This window comes from Pseudomonas sp. PDM10, from assembly GCF_014852295.1.
Classification (GTDB): domain Bacteria; phylum Pseudomonadota; class Gammaproteobacteria; order Pseudomonadales; family Pseudomonadaceae; genus Aquipseudomonas.
The window spans coordinates 357,482-380,814 of sequence record NZ_JACVBJ010000004.1 but is presented as its reverse complement, the minus strand read 5'-3'; the positions used below and the strand labels follow the sequence as shown (position 1 = coordinate 380,814).

Below are 23,333 nucleotides of genomic sequence, written 5' to 3'. Positions count from 1 at the left end.
CCTTGATTAAGTGTTCTTTATTGTGAGGTTCATGCCGTGACATCGCTGTCCTGGCTACACAATCGGCGGGCACTCATCCGAGTGAGGCGTTGAGGGTGAACAACACCGGGAAATGGTCGCTTCGGATCGGTTGGCCCACGCAAAGTGGCACGACATCAACTGCATTGCCGTCGCTGTCGCTGTCAACATGCAAACTGCCTTCGCACACGGCTTTCCAGGCGTCCGGATGACGCACATAGGCATAATCAAGCAATAACAGGATCGGTTGCAGTTCACATTTTTCGATGCCCTGATTTATCATGTATTCTTGCAAGTACACCTGTGGCGTATTGTTTCTATATAGCCCTCTTTCGTGCAGGTCTCGAAGTTCGTTAGTTGCTTTTTGCAGCGTGACGTTACGCACACTCACGTGAGTGAATCCGGCGCCACTTGGCAATAATTTGGTCATGCCGAGTATGTCGTTTGATGCCTCTGAAGCAATCACATTTAAATCGCCGCCAAAAAACAGCAATTCCTTTATTCCAAGATTTTCCGCATTGCTTTCGATGAAACCCACCGTGTCAACAATATTTCCGGGTGCCATGAAGGAGGCGTTGGCGTGATAAAAAGCAAAGCCATAAGTGGTCTTCTTGTGCCGAATGATCAGCGGCGCTCGTTGTTCCGTATGTGAAAGAATGTAGCGCCCAGTCACATCGTCGAACTCCGAGGCGATAGCATTACGAATCAGCACCATTGAGCCCAGTGTCGTATGTTTCTTTTTTCCACCTTCCTGTTCCAGCAAGGCGACGGGTGTGTAACTGTCCATCAAGTCGCTGATGAGGCTCTCGTTGACTGTTCCGGTCTTTCCAACTTCGAGCAGGGCAATAATGTCGGGCTTTTTCTGTGCGATGTAATAATCAAGAAACTTTTTCTTGTCGGTGTAGGCACTGGAAAGCTTTGCCTTCTGATGATCAAAGTGCTGGGCGTTCCAGATCATGATTGAATACATGCAACGCTCCTTCTTATAGAGCTTGTTGATCTAACGTGCATGTCGGATTTCGCGCCGGGCATCAGGTCCAGCGCGGTGCCGCCATAACACTGGTGGTGCTGAGCGCTTTGGGGTGAAACCAGTTTTTTACGGTGTTGTCGTGTTGGGCATTGTACTTAACGGTCAAGGCGTCGAGGATAATGGCGCATTTTTTACAACACTGTTTTGAGACGCCCATGTACAAGTCCATGAAGCTCAGGTTCTGCCGGTAAAGGTAACTGATTATCTGCATTTCAGCGTGAGGGGCGGCTGACTGATAAGCATCGGTAGCGTCCTCTATGGTGCTGATGAACTCAATGGAGGTCATGTGCCTTGCCCGGGACTCGCCCATGGGTTCTCTCGGTTGTTCGTCCAGCATTTTCCAGATGTCACCGGCAATGGAGCCAAACACCGCCGGATCAACTTTGTTGAACCTGAAATAGTCGAAGTTGCCTATCGAACCGAGTTGGTCTGAGGGTCTGTTTCTGCGAACTTTGAAGTTGCAGGCCATGTAGAGGGTGGTGCCCTGTGCGGTGATGGCAACCGTATCAAGATCAATTTCCGATCCTTTGTAAAGCAGCAAGTTGTCGGATACATGAGCCACCACCGCATCCCCTCGATCGCGTTTCAATGTGGTGATTTCGTGTTTGATGGTCGCGACAGCGCTGGCCTGGGCCATTGCCAGGGCTTTCGGAGCATTGGGTTTGCCGGCCCCTTGATGATTGGCTCGCAATTGATCCGCAGTTGCCTGGACAGTCGCTTTGGTAGGGGCCTCGACCCGGACATCGACATGATGGTAGGTGTACAGGATGGCCAGGGCAGTTTGTGCGGCTTCATCGAGCAGGTTAGGCATGATTGCTTCCTTTCATCATCCACGTCATTGAGGTTGAGCCCATGTTCGGTCACTCGACTTTTTACATCCGCACCCGTCATCAGGCATCCCATTCATACTTGCCCGCTTTTAGCGCTACATGATCTGGTGGTGTGGTTTCCAGCGTGAAAAAACCATTCAATGCCTCGACAGTTTCAAATTTTTTGAAGGCAAATGACGTGATTTTTACTTGGTGGGTGACGCCGCCTTTATTTTTTGTTTTAAACAGCCTGTCAGACGCTGCCTTATAAGTAGCCACGTCAGAAAGATTTTCCAGCAATTCAAGAAACTCCGGCACAGCAAACACGTTGTCATTGCGGCTCAGCCAGTCATCAATCGTGTATTCGTTTTCCCAGGCTTGAAGCAGTTCTATAGGGCAAGAAGGATCGGTGCTTTTGATGCCTATAAAGGTATGTGACTGGCCGACGGAAACCCGGAAAACACCGCATGGGTTGCTCTCGAACGTGTCGGTAATATGTTTGAGCGAGGTTTTGACAGAGGCCAGCTTTTCACCGTATTCCAGGAAATAGTTAGCCAGCGCGCCGCAATTGCCCATGGTTTGCGCCAGGTATTCGGTTTCCAGAAGCTTGCGCTCCGGATCTTTCAGTGCAGCAAAGTCCGCTTTGGTTTCAACGCTGTCAAAACTGTAATTGTCATTTTTCATGCACCAAAACATCAGCAAGGAATAAACGCCGAGATAGGTTACTTCGCTGAAATTTTTTCTTTTTAGATTTTTCCCCCAGTGACCTAACGGCATGGGATGCTCCTTTTTTCCAGTGTGTCTGCGCCAGTGTTCACTCCAACACCCACTCCGCCAACTTCCCCGTCACCTGGGTCATCAACACATTTTCAACATCCCGTGCACCCGCGGCACTGCACTTGGCCAACACCGCCTGCACAATCCCGGCATCAAACTCGAACTGTTTGCCCGTCGCCGCTTTATACCGGCCACGCAATTTCTCCAGCTTCGCCAACACAATTCCTTCCAGCGTCGCCTCATCCAGCGGTCGATACGCCACCACCGTCATGCGAGCGAGAAACGCCGGTCGAAACGCTTGCAGCAGCACTTTATGCAGCGCTTCGTTAAACGCATCGGTACCCAGTTGCGCCACCGGCGTATCAAGCAACAACTCAGCCCCAACGTTACTGGTGGCGAGCATCACGGTGTTTTTGAAATCCACCACCAACCCGGTTCCGTCTTCCATGACGCCTTTGTCGAAGACGTTGTAGAAGGCTTCGAGTACATCCGGGTGGGCCTTTTCGATTTCGTCGAGCAGCACCACCGAATAGGGTTTGCGCCGCACCGCTTCGGTCAGCACGCCACCGCTGCCATAACCGACGTAGCCGGGTGGGGCGCCTTTGAGTTGGCTGACGGTGTGGGCTTCCTGGTACTCGGAAAGGTTGATGCTGATCAGGTTGCGTTCGCCGCCATATAACGCATCGGCCAAGGCGTAAGCGGTTTCGGTTTTGCCGACGCCCGTGGGGCCGACCAGCAGGAACACGCCGACCGGTTTCTGCGGGTCGGTGAGGCCGGCGCGGTAGGCTTGCAAGCGCTGGGCGATGGTGCCCAGCGCGATGCTTTGGCCCATCACCCGTTGGCCCATACGCTGGCCGAGGGTGCGCACGGCGTGAGCTTCGTCGGCGAGCATTTTGCCCACCGGGATGCCGGTCCAGCCGGCGATCACGGCGGCAACGGTTTTGGTGTCGACCTGTTCCGGCACCAGTGGGTCGTCCTGGCGAATCGCATCGAGTCCGGCTTCCAGCCGCACCAGTTCGGCGGCCAGATGATCGATGCGGCTGTCGGTGCCTTCGTCCGGTTTGTCGCTGTCGGCGCGTTCGCTCAAGGCGAGCAACTCGCGGCGGGTTTCCAGCAGTTCGCGCACGGCGACCCGTTCTTCATTCCAGCGCACTTCCAGTTCGCGAATGGCCTGCACATTGGCGACGGATTCGGTTTCCAGCAGGGTGATGCGTTCACGGTGATCGAGCCCGGTGGCTTGTTCACGACGCAGGCGTTCGACTTCATCCTTGAGGCTGTTCTGGCGATGACGCAGGCTTTCCAACGGCGGCGGCACGTCGTGCTGGCCAAGGGCAACCCGGGCGCACGCGGTGTCGAGCACGCTGATGGCCTTGTCTGGCAACTGGCGTCCGGAAATGTAGCGATGGGACAGTTTCACCGCTTCATGAATCGCGGCGTCCAGCACTTGCACACCGTGATGCTGCTCCAGTTTGGCGGCAACGCCACGGAGCATTTCCACGGCGGTGATTTCATCCGGTTCCTCGACTTGTACCAGCTGAAAACGCCGGGCGAGGGCCGGGTCTTTTTCGAAGTATTTTTTGTACTCCAGCCACGTGGTGGCGGCCAGGGTGCGCAACTCGCCGCGGGCCAGAGCCGGTTTCAGCAGGTTGGCCGCGTCGCTGCCACCTTCTGCGCCACCGGCGCCGATCAGGGTGTGGGCTTCGTCGATAAACAAAATGATCGGTTTTTCCGCGCTACGCACGGCGTCGATCACGCCTTTGAGTCGCTGTTCGAACTCGCCCTTGACCCCGGCACCGGCCTGCAACAGCCCGAGGTCGAGTACCCGCAGGCTGACTTCCTGCAACGACGGCGGCACGTCTGCGGCGGCGATGCGCAGGGCCAGGCCTTCGACCACGGCGGTTTTACCGACACCCGGAGCACCCACCAGGATCGGGTTGTTCTGCCGACGCCGCAGCAAGATGTCGATGCATTGACGGATCTCGCCATCACGCCCGACGATAGGGTCGATACGCCCGGCGTGGGCATCGGCAGTCAGGTCCTGAGTGTACTGATCGAGTACTGAATCCTGTTTTGGCGCTGAATGGCCAGCCACGACAGGACGCGTGCCGCCGACGTGCTCGCGAGAGCTTTCGGTCCATTCCAGCAGGTTGCTGCGCAACGCCTCCCGGGGAATCTTCAACAGCGATGAAGCACTGTTGAGCAGCAGGCTGCGGCGTTCATCGCGGTCGATCAAAGCGAGTAGCAACAAGCCCGAGCGAATGCTGTCCAACCCCAGTACGCTGGCCTGGACCACCGCATCTTCCAGCAGCCCGGTGGTGTGCGTCGACAGCGCCGGAGTGCGGGTGCTGCCGGATTTGAACAACTCCAGGGCCTTGTTGATTTCTGCGGTCAGGGCGTCGCGCTCCAGGCCGAAGCGTGGCAGCAGATAGGCAAAGTCACCGCCCTCGATGTCCAGCAACTCCAGCAACAAATGCTCGATTTCGACATAGTGATGACCCCGTTGCAGACAGCGTTGCGCTGCCCGTTCCAGGGCGCGGCGATTGTCCGGGTTGAGGCGTCCGATCAGACTGGCCAGTTCCATGTTCAGGTAATCTCCAGCTGACGAAGACGGGTTTCGATGCGTTGCACGGCAAGGCTGGTCTGACGTTGCAAACCGCCGTTCCAGCTGAGCAGCGGCGGCGCCTCGCGACCGAGTTTCATCGGGCCTGCGCCGCGCACCAGCAACACCAGAGTGCAATCCAGATCCGGGCCGAAATACAGCGCGCTAAGGCTGGCCAGCGCCGGGTGCGATTCGCCATCCGGTAAAAATCGCGCAGCCTGGGCCGAGGTCAACGGGCCAAGGGTCAGGCGATAGCCGGCATGCTCATCCCAGACCCGAGTGCCGGCCACGGCTGTGCGGCCCAGTTGCAGGTTGCGCCCGCCCGGGATCATGCGGCTGCGGCTGGCGGGCGGGATCTCGCGCCAGGCGCCTTCGTAGGCGCTGAGTTCCACCGGCAGTTCGAAGTGTTCGCGCACGATGGCAGCGAAACCCGCGAGGGAGCGGCGCCCGTCGGCGAACAGCGCGCTACACGCCAGCACGGCAGAGTCGGGCACGGCTTGGCGTTCTTGCAAGGATTTGGGCAACAACCCGGTCAGCGCCCTCAACTGAGCCTGAACCGCCGAGGCGCCGGGGACGGTGAACCCCACGGCAATCCGGTGTTTGCGCATCACCTTGTACAACAGGCTCAGCAAGCGATGCTGGAACAGGTCGAGGAACTCGGCCGGTGCATGATCCTTGGCTCGAGCCCGTTGTTGCAGCCATTCCTGATAGGCGTAGGGCAGGGGACCGTCAGGGCCACCGAGGCCGAACACCGGTGTGCTGAGGGTCGGTTGCTCGCCGGGTTGCTGGGTCAGGCTTTCGATTTCGCTGGCGGCAAACAACGGCGTCAACGGCCCGCGCAGGCGAATGGCTTCCGCCTGGGGTGAGGTGCCGCTACCGAGGGATTCGGCTTGCGGATGTTCACGCTCCAGCAGCAAGAGCGCCTGCAACAGTTCAAACGCTTGCGGATCGCGTCGTAGTTTTTCACTCAGGTTTAGAGGGAGAGCGGCATGCCGGCTTGGGGTTGCCATGTTTTCACCTCCTTGTCTGACTGGACCAGGACCGTGCGCACGAAGCGATTGGCCGTGGCATACAGTGAAAAGAATTGCGCCAGCACGCCCGAAAACAACACCGCGCTGCTGCCGACAAAATGCTGCGAATCAAGTTGCAAACTCACTTCCAACCCATTGCGCCAACCGCGCCAGGCGTCTTCGCCGACATGGCCGATCACTCGCTCGCAGCCAAGGCTCAGCAAACCCTCGATCTGCCGCAAGGCGCTGGCCTCGTCACGCAGGTTGTGCAGCTGGAGAATTTCCTTGAGCGCATCCAGCGCCTGCGGTCCTTCGACCAGCGACAAATGATTGAGGGTCAGTTGCGACACCAGCCGCCAGCGCGATTCACCCTCCAGTCGCGGCAAACTTTGCGGGCTCGGCGGGTTGCGCAGGCGTGCCCAGGCCACCGGCCCCGGTCGCTCAAAACCCAACGGCGTACCTGCCGCAAGGCTCTGGGCCAAGTGTCGATTGGTGCACAGCAACTCGGCGGTGAGGCTGTATTCGACGGCCTCGGAAAGCGGGTCGAGCCGGGTGTCCACCAGACTCACCAATACGTCGGTGCCCAGCCGATTCGGGGTCATGCCGCTGACCCGTCGTGCATGCCAGTAGCACTGTTTATCGCCGCCAACATGCTGGCTGCCGTAATAGGCCGGCACCCTTTGCACGCCTTGGCGGGTGGTGGCGCGCACCGCGCGGATGCTATGGATCTCGACGCTGTTCTCCCGGTGACTGTCGGCCACCAGGCGGTACTCGCTGCGGGTGCCATCTGGACGCAGGGGTTCGGAGGTGCGCGGGAACAGGTTGATCACCGGCGCGCAACCGAGGGCGATGTCGCTGGCCTGAAGGTGCATGCGACTGGTCGGCGGGCGGTCGAAGACGATGTACAGAAACAGCGTCTGGCTGTCGCTGCTGGCGCCGGCCAGTGGCAGGTCAAAGAAGTTGAATTTGTCCGGGAAGGCAAAGTACTCGGCGAGCAGGCGCATGCCGGGATGCACGCCGTCCTCGTCGGGCAGCAGGACTTCGTCGCTGGCAAACCCGACGATCTCAGGCAGCCCTGCCAACACCGAAGGCACGCTTCCCGCCGGCCCGGCCAACACCTTCACGGCGTGGGCGCCGAGCAAGTCATACAGGCAGGCATTAATCACCGGGGACGCGGCCAGGTGGATGCGCAGATGCTGGATGCTCAGCTCCGACCATTGGCTTTCACCCAGGCAACGCAGACTCAGGCGCAACGCCGAACGGGCCTGGGGCACACCGGTCAGGGCTTGAGCTTCGTCGCTGCCAAGCAGCATCGCTTCGTTGATTTCCACCGGCCACAATCGAACGGCTGCACTGGTGCGAAAGTGGATGCTTTCGCCCTTGCTGGTTGTGACAAATAACGGTGTGTCCCGTGGCAATGGATAGCCGCCAGCCAGATTGCCTTTGCTCGGGTCCGGTTCGAACTGCACGATCGCGCAGGACGGCAGCGGGCGCATGGCCAAGGGGTAAAGTTGTTCCAGCAAGGCGTCGCTGAATTCGGCGTAGTCGTCATCGAGCCGCCGTTGCAGGCGCGCCGCCAGCAGCGCAAAACCTTCCAGCAGCCGTTCGACATGCGGGTCGGGGCATTCGCCGGGTGACAGTTCCAGGCGCCGGGCGACCTTGGGATAACGCTCGGCGAAAATGCTGCCGGCGTGGCGCAGCCAGGTCAGTTCGCGCTGGTAGTAGTCGAGCAGTTGCGGGTCAATCGAGTCGCTCATGACGCACCTCAAGGCCATCGCTGGCCCTCTCGATGACAAATGCCACGGGCCAGTGCTGCTGGCCACTGCGCAACTCACCGACCAGGCGAATGCACAGTTGCTGCGGATGACCGGGCACCGGATCGACCTGAACCTCGCCCAGGCGCAGGCGCGGTTCGAAATGGTTGATGGCCTCGCGCACTTCCCGCGCCAACTGACGGCGGTCATCGCTGCGCTGCTGTTGCAATGCAGTCCAGTCAGCGATGCCGTAGTCGAGAATGCTCGGTGGGGAGGTCAGCGGGCGTCGGCCGCGCCGGGTGTTGAACAAGCGCAGCAACTCCGTGCGGACCGAGTCGAGCAACCCCTGGCGGTCGAACACCTGCACAGTGTCGACCTCGCTTGAGGCGAGTCGCTCGAACAAAGGAGGGAGCATGCCGGTGCCTGCCATGGCCGACGCGTCCGCTTACTTGACGAGCTTGTTGGCAGCCATGTCCCAGGTCGAGGCGGCCGTACCTTCCTTGGTACCGTCGTCTTTCTGGGCAGTGAGTTCCCATTTGATCTTGGTGAAGTTCAGGGAAAGGGTTTCCACCGGTTTACCACCCGTACCGCCGCTGACACTGACGTTCGACAGCACGACATTAGTCAGGGTGTAAATGATGAACGGCATCAGCTTCCCACTGCCTTCGGCGGCGTTGCGGCCGATGGTGATCTTGGCTTCAGGGATCGGTTTGCCGGCGCAGCAATACTCGTTGAGGGATGGGGTGGAGCTGTCGACGAATTTGGTCAGGGTGAACTCGCCGATGTGTGGCTTGCCGGAGGTCCGTTCCGAGTTGCTGACGTCGTTGGTTACCTGCATGGCCACGTTGTGGCTGTAGGACATGACTTCGATTTTGTCCGCGTAGCCCTCGAGCAGACTGTCGCCTTTGATGTCGCCGCCGAGGTCGAGAATGATTGCATCCATCGCATGAAACTCCTGAAGGTTATCGCGCTAGATAAACGGAGAACTCCCGCCGGGTTGGCCGGCGGGAGAGAGGCAGGTCAGGCGGCTACCGGTGGCGGCAGGGTGGCGACCAGGCGGATCGACGCAGTCAGCTCTTCGAGCTGGAAGTGCGGCCGCAGGAACACCGTGGCCCTGTAGGCGCCCGGTTTTCCGGCAACCTCGGTCACATCTACCCGGGCTTCACGCAACGGGTACTGCGCCTTGATCTCTTGCGGCGCGTTGTCGTTGATCAGCACGTAGTCGGCGATCCAGTTGTTGAGGTAGGTCTGCACGTTGTCGCGGGTCATGAAGCTGCCGACCTTGTCGCGCATGATCACCTTCAAGTAGTGCGCGAAACGCGAGGCGGCGAGCACGTACGGCAACATCGCGGAAATCCGTGCGTTGGCGTTGGCCTCGTTGGTGTTGTAAAGCTTGGACTTGTTGGTGGTCTGGCCACCGAAGAACACCGCCACGTCGCTGTTTTTCTTGTGGCACAGGGCGATGAAGCCGAGGTCGTTGAGCTCTTTTTCCCGGCGGTCGGTGATCGCCACTTCGGTCGGACATTTGAGTGACAAGTCACCTGAACTGGTGCGGAAGGTATGGGCCGGCAGGCCTTCGACCGCGCCACCGCCTTCGGCACCGCGAATTGCCGCGCACCAGCCGTACTTGGCGAAGGCCTCGGTGATGCGTTGCGACAAGGCCCAGGCGGCGTTACCCCACAGGTACTTGCCGTGGTCGCTGCCGTTGACGTCTTCGACGTAATTGATGCCTTCCACCGGCGAGGTTTCCGGGCCGTAAGGCAGGCGCAGCAGGAAATGCGGCAGCACCAGCGAGACGTAGCGCGAATCTTCGCTTTCGCGGAAGGAGCGCCATTTGATCAGCTCCTGACTCTCGAAGACTTTCGACAGATCGCGTGGCACGGCCAGTTCGGTGAAGCTGTTCATGTCGAACAACCTCGGGCTGGCGGCAGCAATGAACGGTGCATGGGCGGCAGCGGCGACGTTCGACAGTTTTTCCAGCAGGCCAATGTCCTGCGGGTGCCGGCCAAAGGTGTAATCACCCACCAGCAAGCTGAACGGGTGGCCACCGAAGGTGCCATATTCTTCTTCGTAGATTTTTTTGAACAGCGCGCTCTGATCGAACTCGACGGCTTTTTCCAGATCGTTTTGCAGCTCTTTCTGCGTCACGTTGAGCAGGCGCAGCTTCAGCCGGGAACTGGTTTCGGTGTTCTGCACCAGCAGGTGCAGGCCACGCCAGGAGGCCTCGAGTTTTTGCAGGTCTGGATGGTGCAACACCTCGTTGAGCTGGGCGCTGATCAGCTCGTCGATCTGGCTGATACGGTCGTTGATCATCGCCACGGTGTCCTTGTCGATGGCCATGCCTTCGTCGAGAACCTGGGTGGCGAATTCCGCGAGCATGTCGCGGGCGTAATCCTGTTGGCTGTCGTCATGGGCCATGCGGCCTTCGGCGATGATGCGGTCTAGCAGGGACAGACTTTGCGTGGTGCTTTCACTGGTTTTGGCGGCGGCTGAAGCGGGCATGGCGACATCTCCCTAAGTGAATGAGTGATCAGGCTTGCGGTTCTGCCGGGGCTTCGGTGTCGCCTGCGGGAGCAGCGGCAGCGGTTTCCGGACGCGCAGACTTGATCTCTTGCAGGCCCTCGGTATTGGCGATGACATCGCGCAACAGCTTGTCCAGGTCATCGTTGCCATCGAGCTTGGTCAACAGGTCACGCAGACGCTGGCGGGCTTCGAACAGGCGCCGTAGCGGGGTCACTTGCTCGACCACCTTGACCGGGTCGAAGTCGTCGATGTGTTTGAAGTTGAGCTCGATGTTGAGCTTGCTGTCGTCGCCGCTGAGGGTGTTGGTGACCTGCAAGGTGGCGCGGGGCGCGATCGAGGCGAGCACTTCGTTGAAGTTGTCGCGGTCGATTTCGGTGAAGCGCCGTTCATTCAGTTTCGCGAGTGGCTCGAGGGGCTTGCCGGAAAGGTCGGCGAGAATGCCGACGACCAACGGCAGCTCTTTTTTCTCGATGGCGTTGCCGATTTCGACGTCGTAAGTGATTTGCACCCTGGGCGGGCGGACCCTGTCGAGCTTGTGCTGAGTACTTTCTGCCATGTTGGCTGACTCCGATGCATGAGCGGGCGCAATGCATCGGGAGGCCCGTTCATCGCTTTCCCTTGCTGGACCGTAGGTTAGAAAGGGTGGCAGATGGACCTGTCGTTCCTTTGACAAACCTTCCACGTTCGCCGTGTGGGCCGAACTACCCAAGAAGCTAGAACAGGTCTATAAAAAAGCAAGCGAAAACATTTTTGGACTGTCTCGAGAAAAGGAACATTCATTTTGCCTGCACGTTTTTTTGCTTTGGTCTTGTTCCTGACCCTCACCAGCTGTTCGTTGTTCGGACCTCGTGTGGACCTCGACAACCTGACGCTCGACGTTGCTCCGAAGGCCAACGACGACACCCCGATTGCCGTGGATTTTATTGCGGTGAACGACAAGGATTTGCTCAAACAACTGTCGGGTATCACCGCGCGGCAGTGGTTCTCCGAGCGTGAGCAGTATCAACGCGACTACCGGCAGCTGATGACGGTCTGGGGGCTTGAGCTGGTCCCCGGTCAATTCATCGATAAACAACCCTTCCCGCTGGGGGGCAAGCGGGCGGCTGGACTTTTGGTCTTCGCCAGCTATAACACTCCCGGAGCACACCGGTTGCGGCTGGATGACCAGAGCAATGTCTGGCTCAAGTTCGACAGTCGCGAGATGACGTTGGTTGGCGACAGCCCGAACTGAATACATCGCAAGAACGCCCATGTGCGCGGCGACACTTAGACGTCGAAAGGAATCGTATGAGCCTGTTACCTGACGCAGTTTGCTGGCACGAGGGCATGCAGTTATTGCCCCAGCATTTTCAGTTACAAGGGCTACGGGCCGAGGCGCTGGTGGCGCATTTTGCCCAGGCGTGTAATCCATGGTTCTGGGGCGTGAGTCGGGTCGAAATCGACCCCGGCGCACTGAGTGCCGGGCTAGTGCGGTTGCTCCATCTGCAAGGGACAATGCCCGACGGTTTGCCGGTCAATCTGCAAGCCGGTGTGGGGCCGACACTGGAGCTCGACGTCAGCGAAACCATCAACGCCACCGACGACGCCACGGTGACGGTTTTTCTGGCGGTCAGCCCGTTGTGGCGTGCCGGGCAGTTGCTGCCGCTCAAGGGCCGACTGCAATCAGTGGTCGGCGATGCGTTGCCGGATTTAACCAGCGGCGAGTCCCCCGAATCGATCACCGTGTGGCGTCCGAATCCGCGATTGTGCACGCAGTTGAACAAGGCCGACTCCATCTGCCTGCCGCTGCTGAAAATCCGCAAGGAGGGTGGCGGTTTTATCCCGTTGCCTTACACACCACCCACCCCCAGCCTGTTGCCGGAGTCCGTCATCGGCCGTCGGGTGGCCGGTTTGTGTGCCCGGGCGCGGGAGAAATGCATGTTCCTCGCCGGGCGTTTGCGTCAGGCGCAGCAGGCCGGCAATCAGGACGACGCGATGGAAATTCGTCGCCAGTTGACCGCACTCTGGGCCCGGCTGCCGGAAGTCGAAGGCGCGTTGAGCAGCCGTCAAGCCAACCCGCAAACCCTGTATGGCCTGTTGCTCGGACTGGCTGGCGCCTGGTCTGCATTGGACCCGTTGGCCGGAGTGCCGCCGTTTGCACCGCTGGATTTTCTGGAGCTGCAACGCGGCTATGAAGCGGTCCTCGACTGGCTGGAGAAAACCCTCGAATTGATTCGCGCCGGCTATCGCAGCCTGCCGTTTTCGCGCAATGAACAGAGCTTCTCGATTCAACTGCCCGACGATCAGCCAAGCCAGCGCCTGGTCATCGGTTTGCGCATGCCCAACGGTGTGGGCGAGCAAGCCGCCAGCGAATGGCTGAGCGGCGCGATCATCGCGTCGCAGCCGCACATCCCGTTGCTCAGTCGCCAGCGCATGAGCGGCTTGTCCCATCAGACCATGAGCCGTAACGAGCAAGTGGCCTACAGCGTCGGCGACGATACGCGGTTGTTTGTGGTGACGGCCGAAGGCCAATGGTTCGACGGGCAGTTGCCGTTGCTGATTGCTGCGCCGGCCTCAAAACCGGCGAGCAGCCCATGGCAAGTGGTGTTGTTTGTGACCCAGGCGAGCGAAAGTGCTTGATCAAGGAAGGGGCGTCATATGTCTGAGGGGAATGCCGGGACGGGTACATGGGGCCTCCACGAAGCACCGCTGAGCAGTGCCTTTCGCGAGGCCTGGCTGCAATGGTCCGAGGAATGGAACCAGTTACCCAAGGACAATGACGACGAGGCGCTGGTGGAGGCCGTGGTCGAACTGTCTACGCAAATTTCCCAGCGGCTGTGGCGAACGGCATTCGCTCGGGTCGGCGACGCCGCGACCGAACAGGTCAAGGCGCTGGTCTATGCCTTTGTCGCGCTGATCGATGAAACCCTGTTGTTTACCCCGTGGCCGGGCCAGTCCGCCTGGCAGGAAAAACCCCTGGAGTCGAGGATGTACGCCAGCCGTCAGGCCGGTGAGAGGCTGCCGTTGGCCATCAAGACGTTGCTGGACGAGCAGATTCCCACCACCCGCGACCTCGCCAATGTCTATTTGCAGTGCCTGGTATTAGGGTTTGAGGGGCGGCTGCGGGGCGAGCAGAGTCAGGCTCAACATGAAAAATTACGCCTGGCGCTGTTCACCTTTGCCTGGCAGCACGAAGCGGATTATGTCGATGTCAGCGCCAGGCTCGCGCAACCTTCGGCCGTGCCGCCAGTGCAGTTGCCCGTGCGTCAGTCGTTGCCCGATGGCTTTCGCCTGGGCCTGGGGATACTCGCCATGATCCTGTTGCTGACCGGACTCGGCCAGTTGTTCTGGCGGGATATTCGCCAGGAGCTCGAACCGGTTTTGCAAATGATCGATTCGGTTGCCACCTCGGAGCAAGACTCATGAGCACCCTGGAGATTATCGGCCTGGTCATCGCCGTGCTATTGGTGCTGAGCATTATCGGGGTGGCGCTCTGGTGGTTGCGCACCCAGAGCGGAGCGGCGATCCGCAGTTTTTATGCCTCGGTGCGGCACATGGAGCAGGAGCAGGGCGCTCAGGACCGCTACCAGATTCCATGGTTGCTGATGCTCGGCAACGAAACCCAGGGCACACAGTTATGCAGTCAGTGGCACCTGCAACCGACGGACAAACCAGCCTGGTTCGGGCGCTGGTGGTCGGACTCCGAAGGCGCGGTATTGGTGGTGCCACAGGCGCTGTTTTTGCCGGATGAAGGCATGAACCTGCAACGGGGCGGCTGGTGGCGCTTGTTGGGGTTGATCTTGCGCTTGCGTAGCAGACGGCCACTGGACGGGGTGATCTGGACCGTGCCGGTCAGTCGCCTGGGCAACACCGAACAGGCCGCGACCCTGGGCCTGGCGGCTCGCCGACGGTTCATCGATCTATTGCAACGGTTCGGCCTGAGCCTGCCGGTGTACGTGGTCATTACCGGCATGGAAGAGCTGCCGGGTTTTCAAGAGTTGATCACAGCACTGCCGGTCGAAACCCGCGAGCAGGTGTTGGGCTGGTCCTCACCCCATGGCCCCGATGCGACCTGGCAAGCGCAATGGAGTGATCAGGCGCTGGACCAGGTTAACCGCGCCTTATCGGAGTCAATCATCGAAATCGGTGCCTTGTCCGGCCATTTGAGTGGCGAGCTATTTGGTTTGCCGGAACGTCTTGAAGCCTTGAGGCGCAACCTGCAAACCCTGCTGGAACCGGTTTTTCAGGGCAATGCCCAAGGTGAGGCGCCGCGTTTTCGAGGGGTTTATTTCACCGCCAACCAGCCTGCGCAGGACGCTCTCAACGGATTTTCGGCCTACGACACCGGGTTGCAGCAAAGTACGTTTGCCCGGCAATTGTGGCAACGGCGAGTGGTCGCCGAACGGGGGGTGGCCCAGGTCGTGCCCCGACTGTTGCGCCTGCGTCAGCGTTGGCAGCGATTGACCGGTGTGGTGGCGCTGGTGGTCGGTGTGGTCTGGGCCGTGAGCATGCTGTGGGTCTGGCAGGACTCGGTCAAGGAGGCTCATGAACTGTCGCGCCTGCTGCAAGGCGCGCAGAAGAATTACGTGGCGGTTACGGATGAGTCCCATCGACTGGAGTCGACCCGGCGCAACGTCCAGGGTTTCTGGCGAGTTCTGGAGAAGGCCCCGCAGTGGAGTTTTACTCGCGTGGTGTTTCCCACCTCCTGGTTCTCATCCCTGGACATGCAACTGGAGAATCAACTGCGCTTGACCGCCCAGAGCCATTTGTTGCAGCCATTGCACAGCCTGCTGAACGCGGAGCTGGTGCAACTCAAGGCCATCCGCAATACGGAGCGACGTGGCAACGTCGAAAGCGAAGACCCGGCCCAATGGCAGAACTATGCCAAGGCCAAAGATCTGGTGGCGCGCGCGGTACGTCTTGAGCAACAGAATCAATGGTTCAATCAGGCGCTGAACAACCCCAAGGCGCCGCTTGAAGACCTGGCATTGTTGAGCAACAACGCGTTGTCCCTGAACCTCAATGTCGGCACGTTGCGCCATGCCGGTTTTTACAACCGGGTGTTGCTCGATACCGATGGCGGCGACTTCAAACCGCTGGACCTGGCCATGGAGCGCTCGACGATAGAGGAAAACTTTTCCGGGCTCATGGAACGCTGGCTTGACCAGTACTTTCTCGCGGACAACTTCGTACGCCAGGCCGGTTATCTCAAGTTGCACCTGGAGCGGCTCGAGGCCGGCAGTGGCAATTCCCTGACTGAGCTTGAGGACCTGCGGGCGCTGATCGACGACCTGCAAGCGCTGATCGGCCTGACCAACTCGGCATGGAGCCGCGGCAAAGGCCAGGATCTGGTACCTGGCTATCGCGAGATGATGGACAAGGTGCGCCAGAGCATCTTGCTCGGTCCGCAGGTCGAACAACAACTGGATCAGCAAGCGTCGAAGTTGCAGCAGAGTTTTCGCGATCAGTGGATCGCTCAGGCAGGGACCAGAGGCAACTTGCTGGTGCAACAAGGTAGCGGGCAACTGACGTTACAAGAGCATGTCAGCCAGTTGAACAACGCGGTGCAGGCCCTGTTCAAACGCGACTTCGTGGCCATTGCCTTGCGTGCGGATCAGTCGGATGCCAGCGACATGCAGGGCCAGAATGTCGATGGCGATGACCTCAACGGCGCGCTGAACTATTTCGCCAGTTACAAGCGTTACGCCGCCGAAGAACTGCCGCGTATCCCGCCGGATTATCGCGGTGCATTGTTGCAAGCCGCCGAAGGCGCGGCGGCCAAGGCCATGTGGTTGAGCCTCAAGGAGCACAATGACCAGTCTCCTGCCGACGGGGTGTTCAATGTACAGGCGCCTCAGGCGGTGGCCTTGCAGAAAGCCTTTGTCGAGTTACGCCGCAGCGACCTGGCGACGCGCTTGCAAAGCGCCTTGAACCGACGCGCACTGAACCAGGTGGTCGACGGCCTGGGTGAAATCGTCGCCCAGCCGCTCTTCAGCGAGCGCACTGAAATCAGCCAGTGGGACGGCTCTAAAAACCTCGGTCTGCAACTGTATGGCGCCAGCGATGTGCAGGATTTGAAGCTGAGTCTCAAACAGCAATTCAATACCATGCTGGGCATCACCGAACGGCGCACCTCGGCGCTGGAGTGGTTGAAAACCCAGCAGCAGAATCTCTCGGCGCTGGACTACGAGCGGGTGACACAATTCAGCGCACTCAACGATGAACTGCTCAAGTACAAGGACCAGAACCCCGCCAGTTCGCCGGCCCAGATCGAGCAGTTGGTGAGCCGCGACTTCATCGAAATGGATGCCACGTCCTGCGTCCAGGTGCTGCAAACCGTCAGCCTGTCCGGCGGGCGCGGGACGTTGGCCATGCGCGCCCTGGAACTGCAGCAAAGCGCCATGCAACGCTGTCAGTACCTGCAACAGCGGCAGGCATCGGCGGCGTGGAACGACGTGGCCAACTATTTCAACCAGTACCTGGCCGAGCGCTTTCCGTTTGCCAAGGGCATTCAGGCTTCCGACGCGGACCCTGCGCGGGTTCAGCATTTCCTCGAACTGATCGACAAGCGTTTGCCCGTGGCCCAGGCCGGATTGCAGCTCAGTCAGACGCCGGAGCGCCTGGCCGCCGAGGATTTTCTCAACCGTTTGAAGCAGGCCAGTACCTGGCTGAGCCCGCTATTTGTGCGGGACAAGAGCGGCATCCTCGGCGTTGAAATGGACGTGCGCTGGCGCACCGATCGAGAGGAGGAGCGCGGTGCCGATCAAGTGATTGCCTGGGGGCTGGATGCCGGCAATCAACAGATCAGCTACCCCGGCGAGGCCCAGCCGAACCTGCGCTGGATGGTCGGCCAACCCGTCCGGCTGACCTTGCGCTGGGCCAGAAACGGCTACCAGCGCCCGGCCAACGATCCGTTGCAGCCAAGCCTGGTCGTGCGCGATCTTGAAGCCGGTTGGGAGTACGGCGGGCCGTGGTCATTGCTGCGATTGATCCGTTCGCACCAGTCGGTGCAGCGCCAGCCGAATATGGATTACACCGATTTTCCGCTGACGTTGCGCTTGCCGGTAACGGCGCAGACCGCCACTGCTGAGCAGACCCTGATGTTTGTCCGCCTGTCGCTGATGACCCAGGGCTCGAAGCTGCCGCTATCCATTCAGCCGCTGCCCACCCGAGCGCCGCGTTCGCCGTTCATGGTGACAGGGGTGACCGCGAATCTGGTGAACAATGAGGAGGGACTGTGAGCCTGCCTTCAAAACCGTTACCGGAACTGATTGTCCGGTTGCTTGAGCCGATCAGCGAGGAGGCACCTTGCGGTCAGGATTTGCGCTATGAACGTGAATTCGACCAGGCGCGTGAACTGCGCCGCGAGGACGACACGAGCCTGCCGACGGGCGTCTGGCAGTCGTCGATCAAACGGGCGCAATGGCCGGAACTGGAAAAACTGACCACGACCTTGCTGTTGGAACGCAGCAAGGACCTGATGCTCAGCGCCTGGCTCGGTGAGGCCTGGTTGCATCAGGACGGGCTGGAAGGGTTGCCGGGCAGTCTCGCGCTGGTTGCAGGGTTATGCGAACGCTATCCCGAGCATCTTCATCCTCAGGCTGAGGACGGTGATCAGTCATGGCGGGTAATACCGCTTGAATGGCTGTCCCGGCGCTACAGTGAAGTGCTACTGACCCGAGTGCCGTTGCTCGATCCGCGTAACAGCGAATTCGATGGCTTGTGTCTGGATGCCTGGCGGCGTTTGCAGGTGCAACAGGTGCTGGTCAATGACAGCAAGGCGGCGAAAGCCTCGGCGGAAACTGCGCGCAGCGAACAAAAAAAACTTACCGAACAGATTCGTGCAACGCCCCTGTCATTCTGGTTGCACAGCCAGGGCTGTCTGCTGATGAGCCTGCAACATCTGCAACGGCTGGAAGGCTGGAGTGATGCCTATCTCGGTACTCAGGCCCCGGGCTTCAAAGCCTTGCAGGACGTGATCGAGGCGCTATTGACGCTGGTCCAGGAGTTCATTGCCATGCACCCACGACAGTCAACCGAGGTACCTGTCGGGGCGCCACCCGTGGCGGCGTCCGGACCTGTCGATTTGCCGCAAGCGACATCGGTGCCTCAGGTGTTTCGCGAACCGGCGAGTCGCGACGAGGCGTATCGACAATTGCTATTGATTGCCGAGTACCTGGCGCGCACCGAACCCCACAGCCCTGTCCCGTACTTGATCAAGCGCGGGGTGGAGTGGGGCAACAAGCCTCTAAGCGAACTGTTGGGCGAACTGATCTCGGCCGATGCCGAATCCCGGCGCCTGTGGACGCTGTTGGGCGTCCTTTGATCAGCGAATTGGCATGGCCATGATCGGTGTGGGCAAGGCAATGGGCGTCAATACCTGCTGACCGGAAAAGAACGCCACCAGGTTTTTCCCGACCAGTTCAACAGTCCCTTGCGTTGCCTCCGGGGACAGCCCCGCGACATGGGGCGTCAGGATCACGTTGGTCAACGCCTTGAGTGCGTCCGGCACATGAGGTTCGGCATCGAACACATCCAGTGCGGCGCCGGCAATGCGTCGCTGCTCAAGCGAGCTGATCAGGTCGGCGGTGACGATCACGCTGGCTCGGGCGATGTTGACGATGAAGCCCTGGGGGCCCAAGGCGTCGAGTACCTGTCGGTTGATCAAGTGTTTGGTGCCCAGCCCGCCGGGGGTGGCGACGACCAAAAAGTCTGATTCCCGTGCCAGTTCGGTGGGCGTCGAGCGGAAGCTGTACGGCACATCGCTGCGATGCTGGCGGTTGTGGTAACTGATCGTCATGTCGAAGCCGTGAGCGGCGCGTTTGGCGATGGCCATGCCGACCGCACCGAGCCCCAGGACACCCAGGTGTTTGCCAGCGAGGGAAGGGCGCATGATTTTCGGCCACTCACCCCGGCGCACGGCGGCATCGCAACGGGGAATGTCACGCACCAGCGACAGCAGCATCGCCATGGCATGGTCGGCGACTGAAGAGGCATTGACGCCGGCGCCATTGGTGACCGTAATGCCCCGGTTGGCGGCAGCTTGCAGATCGACGTGTTCGTAGCCCGCGCCGATCACGCAGATGATCTTGAGATTGGGCAGGGCGGTGATTTCGTCGGCATACAGGCCCAATGGGCCGCGGGTCAGCACCGCATCGATCCGGGCGCCATGCCGTGTGATGGCGTCGGCGCGCTCGGCGGGTGTCGGAGCCAGAATCAGGTGAAACCCCTGATGTTCGAGAATCGGCAGGTACTCATTGATGGTTTCAACCAGTACCAGAACGGTTGCAGGCATGCTGGGCTCCTGTGGACATCGGAAAGTCGGGGCTCGAAAGTGGCTTGAAAACGTTGCTTCAAATGGCTGATTCCGCGACGGTTTGGCATCTACCAACGATAGCAGGCTTATGGCCTTCGACCTCAGTGTAGGAGCGTTTCCGCAGCGCTTACATATCCACGGTGTTCAACACCTTTGCGAAGGCACCGTTCAGCGTTGCGTTATGGTGCTCGATGATCGACCGGGCCGGCAGCGCCGGTGTGTCCATGCAGGTATGCGCGTCGGCCACGAGTATGGGTTTGAACCCCAGTTCGGCCGCCGCCCGGCAGGTGCTGTCGATGCAATATTGGGTTTTCATGCCGGCGATGAACACCTCATTGATCCCGCTAGCCCGCAGTTGCTCCGCCAGCGCAGTGTCGTAAAAGGCATTGGGTCGGGTTTTGTCGAACAGGATATCGGCGCCGGCATCCAGATCCAGTGCGGGCAATAGCTGCCAGAAGGGGCTACCGACTTCGATGGGCGAACCTTGGGGGCCGGTATGGCGCACCGCGAAGATCGGCACGCTGCGCTCCCTGGCCTGACGAATGAGTTGCTGGATGTTCGCCAGTACCCGTTCACCGTCGTAGGGTTTTTCCGGGCCGTGGAACAGACCGACCTGCATATCGATGATCAACAGTGCTGATGACATGGGTGTTTCTCCTTGGGTGTCATACGAAAATTGCCGAACGGACGGGAGAAACGACAAGGCCCCGGTCCATTGCTGGCGGGGCCTTGGGTTCACTGCGCTGTGTTTATCTCAGCCAGCCACCGCACGACCCGCCGGAAGCGGTCGTGGTGGTGCGGGTGAGGTTCAGCGCAGGAATATTCATGAGGCCGATCATGCAGTCGGCGTCGCGGGTGTGTCAACGGCCGTGTCCGAGGTGAGAACCGTCCGGGCTGCGTCGAGAATTTCATCGGACAAGGCGTCACCCCGGGTGGCGCGGGCCAGGGTCAGGGCGCCGACCATCAGCGAATAGTCCACCAACGCTTTTTGCCGATTGGTGTCGGGCTGATCCGTGCCCATCAGCGGTGCCAGCATCTGCAACAATGCCTCCAGGCCTTGGGTGTAGGCCTGGTGCAAACCGCTTTCTGCGGTTTCATGGCACATGTCGCCGGCAAACGCGGTCACCGGGCAGCTTTCGCCCGGATTATCGCGATTGGCCGCGGACAGGTAGGGCGCGATGATGCTCTCGCGGGCCGAGAGACTGTCGTCGTTGTCTTCTATTTTCTGCTTCCAGCGTTCCAACGATTGGGTGAACGCCCGGCTGCACGCCTCTTTTGCCAGCGCTTCCCTGGATTCGAAGTGACCATAGAACCCGCCATGGGTGAGGCCGGCGGCGGCCATCACATCGACGACACTGATCCCGTGCAGGCCGCGTTCGCGAAACAGACGGGTGGCGGCCTCGACGATGATCTCGCGGTTGAGTTCGGCTTGTTTGCGGGAGACTCGGGGCATTGGCGGCTCACAGGTATATAAAAGGTAGAAATCAGCTGGCGTACTGGGCTATGCCATTGCCAAACGACCAGTTCTCTTTCTTGACCTCCACCAAATTGATGAATACATCTTCCAGGCGCACCGCCAGTTCCGCGTTAAGGCTCTCGGCGATGGTTTTGTAGAGGAGTTTCTTTTGCTCGATGGTGCGGCCTTCACTCAAGGTGATCTGAATCACCACCAGATTGTCGGTGCGATTGATGCCCAGGTAACCGGGATCAAAAATGAAATGCTGTTCGTCGTGCTCGGCAAGAATCTGGAAGTTATCGTTCTGCGGCACGCCAATGGCGCTGTGCATGGCGGCGTAGATCAATTGCCCGACACGTTTGGCGTAAGTCGGGTCTTGATGCTTCTTGATGTCGACGCGAACGAGTGGCATGAGAGGGCTCCGCAAGTAAGGGCTGACGGTCAGCAGTGAGCATCGAAATTACATGACGGCATTCTTTTATTGAATAGATTTTTTAAAACATCTATTTAATAAAGTGTGCCGATGGATCTGATCCGCACAACCACTCCTCAGCTAAGTCTTTGCTTCTGCTCATTAATCCCGGACAATCGCGCCCCTGTTTCGGCCAGGGCGCTGCCTGTCGGATTTTTCCGACTCGTCCTGACCGGGTAGCAACTGACCGGAATGCGGAGATCCCACCGGATGAATGATCAGGCCAATAGCGTCGACGAACGCTATGTATCGGCTACACCAGCGACGCTTGAGAGCTGGAATCGCCATGACACCACCTGGATGCTGGGCCTGTTTGGCACGGCCATCGGGGCTGGCACGTTGTTTTTGCCGATCAACGCGGGTCTGGGCGGCTTCTGGCCGTTGCTGGTCCTGGCGGTGTTGGCGTTCCCCATGACGTTTTACGCACACCGTGGCCTGACCCGTTTTGTGTTGTCCGGACGCGAAGGCGCGGACATCACTGAAGTCGTGGAAGAGCACTTCGGGATCAAGGCTGGCGCGCTGATCACCTTGCTGTACTTCTTCGCGATCTTCCCGATCCTGCTGATCTATAGCGTGGCCCTGACCAACACCGTGGGCAGTTTCCTCGAGCATCAACTGCACATCATGCCGCCACCGCGCGCCGTGCTGTCGCTGGTGCTGATCCTCGGCCTGTTGGCGGTGGTACGTTGCGGCGAGCAGGCGATCGTCAAGGCCATGAGCCTGATGGTTTATCCGTTCATTGTTGCGCTGCTATTCCTCGCGGTGTTCCTGATTCCCCACTGGAACGGCGGCATCCTCGCCACCGCATCGACGCTGCCAGAACCGTCGGCTCTGCTGCACACGCTATGGCTGGCGATTCCGGTGATGGTGTTCTCGTTCAACCATTCGCCGATCATCTCGGCGTTTGCGGTGGACCAGAAGCGTCGTTATGGCGATCACGCCGAAGAGCGTAGCTCGCAGATCCTGTCGCGCGCCCACGCCTTGATGGTGGTGATGGTGCTGTTCTTCGTGTTCAGTTGCGTGCTGACCCTGTCGCCGGCGCAATTGGCTGAAGCCAAGGCGCAGAACCTGTCGATCCTGTCGTACCTGGCCAACCACTTCAGCAACCCGACCATCGCCTTCGCGGCGCCGTTGATTGCCTTCGTGGCCATTTCCAAGTCGTTCCTGGGCCACTACATCGGCGCTAGCGAAGGTCTTAAAGGTCTGATCGTGAAGAGTGGCAAGCGCCCGGCACCGAAGACCCTGGATCGCATGACTGCCGCCTTCATGCTGGTGGTCTGCTGGATCGTTGCCACGCTGAACCCGAGCATTCTGGGGATGATCGAAACCCTCGGTGGCCCGATCATCGCCGCGATCCTGTTCCTGATGCCGATGTACGCGATCCGCAAGGTTCCGGCCATGGCGCGTTATCGCGGTCAGGCTTCCAACGTCTTCGTGACGGCGGTGGGCCTGGTGGCAATTTCGGCGTTGATCTATTCGCTGACTGCTTGAATCACAGGCCAGCCAACCACTGGCTGACACGCCGCTCCCACAGGGGGTTAGTGCAAACCTTGCAGGCATGAAAAACGCCGCTCATCTCACGATGGACGG

20 protein-coding genes are annotated in these 23,333 nt (G+C 59.7%); 6 read left to right on the top strand and 14 right to left on the bottom strand.

Annotated elements, in window-relative coordinates:
• Positions 1–73: 73 nt before the first annotated feature.
• The 10 genes from IB252_RS16175 to tssB all read right to left on the bottom strand — a co-directional run bounded on the left by IB252_RS16175 (position 74) and on the right by tssB (position 11,076).
• On the bottom strand, positions 74–988 hold the full coding sequence (locus IB252_RS16175; protein ID WP_192409513.1) for an endonuclease/exonuclease/phosphatase family protein: 915 nt from the start codon (positions 986–988) through the stop codon (positions 74–76).
• Between the two features lie 61 nt (positions 989–1,049).
• Positions 1,050–1,859, bottom strand: a complete 810-nt coding sequence (locus IB252_RS16170; protein ID WP_192409512.1) for a hypothetical protein — start codon at positions 1,857–1,859, stop codon at positions 1,050–1,052.
• Between the two features lie 79 nt (positions 1,860–1,938).
• Positions 1,939–2,634 (bottom strand): hypothetical protein, encoded by a 696-nt coding sequence (locus IB252_RS16165; protein ID WP_192409511.1) that lies wholly within the window; start codon positions 2,632–2,634, stop codon positions 1,939–1,941.
• Between the two features lie 37 nt (positions 2,635–2,671).
• The gene (gene tssH / locus IB252_RS16160) at positions 2,672–5,215 is read right to left on the bottom strand and encodes a type VI secretion system ATPase TssH (protein ID WP_192409510.1); all 2,544 of its coding nucleotides are present in this window, start codon (positions 5,213–5,215) and stop codon (positions 2,672–2,674) included.
• Positions 5,216–5,217: 2 nt separating this feature from the next.
• Complete coding sequence (tssG, locus tag IB252_RS16155; protein ID WP_192409509.1) at positions 5,218–6,243, bottom strand: type VI secretion system baseplate subunit TssG; 1,026 nt, start codon at positions 6,241–6,243, stop codon at positions 5,218–5,220.
• On the bottom strand, positions 6,207–8,000 hold the full coding sequence (gene tssF / locus IB252_RS16150; RefSeq protein WP_192409508.1) for a type VI secretion system baseplate subunit TssF: 1,794 nt from the start codon (positions 7,998–8,000) through the stop codon (positions 6,207–6,209). Before tssF ends, tssG begins: the two co-directional genes overlap by 37 nt.
• Positions 7,984–8,427 carry a type VI secretion system baseplate subunit TssE gene (gene tssE, locus IB252_RS16145; RefSeq protein ID WP_192409507.1) on the bottom strand — a complete coding sequence of 148 codons (444 nt, stop codon included), beginning with the start codon at positions 8,425–8,427 and terminating at the stop codon, positions 7,984–7,986. Before tssE ends, tssF begins: the two co-directional genes overlap by 17 nt.
• 15 nt (positions 8,428–8,442) lie before the next feature.
• Positions 8,443–8,940, bottom strand: a complete 498-nt coding sequence (locus IB252_RS16140; RefSeq protein WP_111452265.1) for an Hcp family type VI secretion system effector — start codon at positions 8,938–8,940, stop codon at positions 8,443–8,445.
• Between the two features lie 77 nt (positions 8,941–9,017).
• The gene (tssC, locus tag IB252_RS16135; RefSeq protein WP_111452266.1) at positions 9,018–10,499 is read right to left on the bottom strand and encodes a type VI secretion system contractile sheath large subunit; all 1,482 of its coding nucleotides are present in this window, start codon (positions 10,497–10,499) and stop codon (positions 9,018–9,020) included.
• A 28-nt stretch (positions 10,500–10,527) separates the two neighbouring features.
• Entirely contained in the window at positions 10,528–11,076 is a 549-nt protein-coding gene (tssB, locus tag IB252_RS16130; protein ID WP_008149836.1) for a type VI secretion system contractile sheath small subunit, read from the bottom strand.
• Positions 11,077–11,301: 225 nt separating this feature from the next.
• On the opposite strand from tssB, the gene IB252_RS16125 reads away from it, so the two are divergent.
• The 5 genes from IB252_RS16125 to tssA are packed head-to-tail and all read left to right on the top strand — an operon-like array spanning position 11,302 to position 18,825.
• Complete coding sequence (locus IB252_RS16125; protein WP_192409506.1) at positions 11,302–11,751, top strand: type VI secretion protein; 450 nt, start codon at positions 11,302–11,304, stop codon at positions 11,749–11,751.
• Positions 11,752–11,807: 56 nt separating this feature from the next.
• On the top strand, positions 11,808–13,139 hold the full coding sequence (gene tssK, locus IB252_RS16120) for a type VI secretion system baseplate subunit TssK (RefSeq protein ID WP_192409505.1): 1,332 nt from the start codon (positions 11,808–11,810) through the stop codon (positions 13,137–13,139).
• A gap of 18 nt (positions 13,140–13,157) precedes the next feature.
• The gene (locus tag IB252_RS16115; protein WP_192409504.1) at positions 13,158–13,925 is read left to right on the top strand and encodes a DotU family type IV/VI secretion system protein; all 768 of its coding nucleotides are present in this window, start codon (positions 13,158–13,160) and stop codon (positions 13,923–13,925) included.
• Positions 13,922–17,740, top strand: coding sequence for a type VI secretion system protein (locus IB252_RS16110; RefSeq protein WP_192409503.1), 3,819 nt, complete (start codon positions 13,922–13,924; stop codon positions 17,738–17,740). The genes IB252_RS16115 and IB252_RS16110 overlap by 4 nt, the downstream gene beginning before the upstream one ends.
• Positions 17,737–18,825 (top strand): type VI secretion system protein TssA, encoded by a 1,089-nt coding sequence (tssA, locus tag IB252_RS16105; protein ID WP_192409502.1) that lies wholly within the window; start codon positions 17,737–17,739, stop codon positions 18,823–18,825. Before IB252_RS16110 ends, tssA begins: the two co-directional genes overlap by 4 nt.
• Here tssA and IB252_RS16100 read toward each other — a convergent pair whose 3' ends face one another.
• From IB252_RS16100 to IB252_RS16085, 4 genes are all read right to left on the bottom strand, one after another.
• The gene (locus tag IB252_RS16100; protein WP_111452272.1) at positions 18,826–19,794 is read right to left on the bottom strand and encodes a 2-hydroxyacid dehydrogenase; all 969 of its coding nucleotides are present in this window, start codon (positions 19,792–19,794) and stop codon (positions 18,826–18,828) included.
• Positions 19,795–19,942: 148 nt separating this feature from the next.
• The gene (locus IB252_RS16095; protein WP_111452273.1) at positions 19,943–20,461 is read right to left on the bottom strand and encodes a cysteine hydrolase family protein; all 519 of its coding nucleotides are present in this window, start codon (positions 20,459–20,461) and stop codon (positions 19,943–19,945) included.
• A gap of 189 nt (positions 20,462–20,650) precedes the next feature.
• Complete coding sequence (locus tag IB252_RS16090; protein WP_192409501.1) at positions 20,651–21,268, bottom strand: TetR/AcrR family transcriptional regulator; 618 nt, start codon at positions 21,266–21,268, stop codon at positions 20,651–20,653.
• A 31-nt stretch (positions 21,269–21,299) separates the two neighbouring features.
• Positions 21,300–21,683 (bottom strand): tautomerase family protein, encoded by a 384-nt coding sequence (locus IB252_RS16085; protein WP_111452275.1) that lies wholly within the window; start codon positions 21,681–21,683, stop codon positions 21,300–21,302.
• A gap of 270 nt (positions 21,684–21,953) precedes the next feature.
• Between IB252_RS16085 and IB252_RS16080 the strand changes: the two genes are divergently transcribed.
• A complete protein-coding gene (locus IB252_RS16080) occupies positions 21,954–23,234 on the top strand; it encodes a serine/threonine transporter (RefSeq protein WP_008149861.1) in 1,281 nt (426 codons plus the stop codon).
• The last annotated feature ends 99 nt before the right edge of the window (positions 23,235–23,333 follow it).

Coding starts and splice junctions, on each gene's coding strand:
- tssB (WP_008149836.1), bottom strand. CDS start 11,076: ATGGCAGAAAGTACTCAGCACAAGCTCGACAGGGTCCGCCCGCCCAGG.
- IB252_RS16095 (WP_111452273.1), bottom strand. CDS start 20,461: ATGTCATCAGCACTGTTGATCATCGATATGCAGGTCGGTCTGTTCCAC.
- IB252_RS16115 (WP_192409504.1), top strand. CDS start 13,158: ATGTCTGAGGGGAATGCCGGGACGGGTACATGGGGCCTCCACGAAGCA.
- IB252_RS16085 (WP_111452275.1), bottom strand. CDS start 21,683: ATGCCACTCGTTCGCGTCGACATCAAGAAGCATCAAGACCCGACTTAC.
- tssC (WP_111452266.1), bottom strand. CDS start 10,499: ATGCCCGCTTCAGCCGCCGCCAAAACCAGTGAAAGCACCACGCAAAGT.
- IB252_RS16090 (WP_192409501.1), bottom strand. CDS start 21,268: ATGCCCCGAGTCTCCCGCAAACAAGCCGAACTCAACCGCGAGATCATC.
- IB252_RS16100 (WP_111452272.1), bottom strand. CDS start 19,794: ATGCCTGCAACCGTTCTGGTACTGGTTGAAACCATCAATGAGTACCTG.
- tssG (WP_192409509.1), bottom strand. CDS start 6,243: ATGGCAACCCCAAGCCGGCATGCCGCTCTCCCTCTAAACCTGAGTGAA.
- tssK (WP_192409505.1), top strand. CDS start 11,808: ATGAGCCTGTTACCTGACGCAGTTTGCTGGCACGAGGGCATGCAGTTA.
- IB252_RS16165 (WP_192409511.1), bottom strand. CDS start 2,634: ATGCCGTTAGGTCACTGGGGGAAAAATCTAAAAAGAAAAAATTTCAGC.
- tssE (WP_192409507.1), bottom strand. CDS start 8,427: ATGGCAGGCACCGGCATGCTCCCTCCTTTGTTCGAGCGACTCGCCTCA.
- IB252_RS16175 (WP_192409513.1), bottom strand. CDS start 988: ATGTATTCAATCATGATCTGGAACGCCCAGCACTTTGATCATCAGAAG.
- IB252_RS16110 (WP_192409503.1), top strand. CDS start 13,922: ATGAGCACCCTGGAGATTATCGGCCTGGTCATCGCCGTGCTATTGGTG.
- tssH (WP_192409510.1), bottom strand. CDS start 5,215: ATGGAACTGGCCAGTCTGATCGGACGCCTCAACCCGGACAATCGCCGC.
- IB252_RS16170 (WP_192409512.1), bottom strand. CDS start 1,859: ATGCCTAACCTGCTCGATGAAGCCGCACAAACTGCCCTGGCCATCCTG.
- tssF (WP_192409508.1), bottom strand. CDS start 8,000: ATGAGCGACTCGATTGACCCGCAACTGCTCGACTACTACCAGCGCGAA.
- IB252_RS16140 (WP_111452265.1), bottom strand. CDS start 8,940: ATGGATGCAATCATTCTCGACCTCGGCGGCGACATCAAAGGCGACAGT.
- IB252_RS16080 (WP_008149861.1), top strand. CDS start 21,954: ATGAATGATCAGGCCAATAGCGTCGACGAACGCTATGTATCGGCTACA.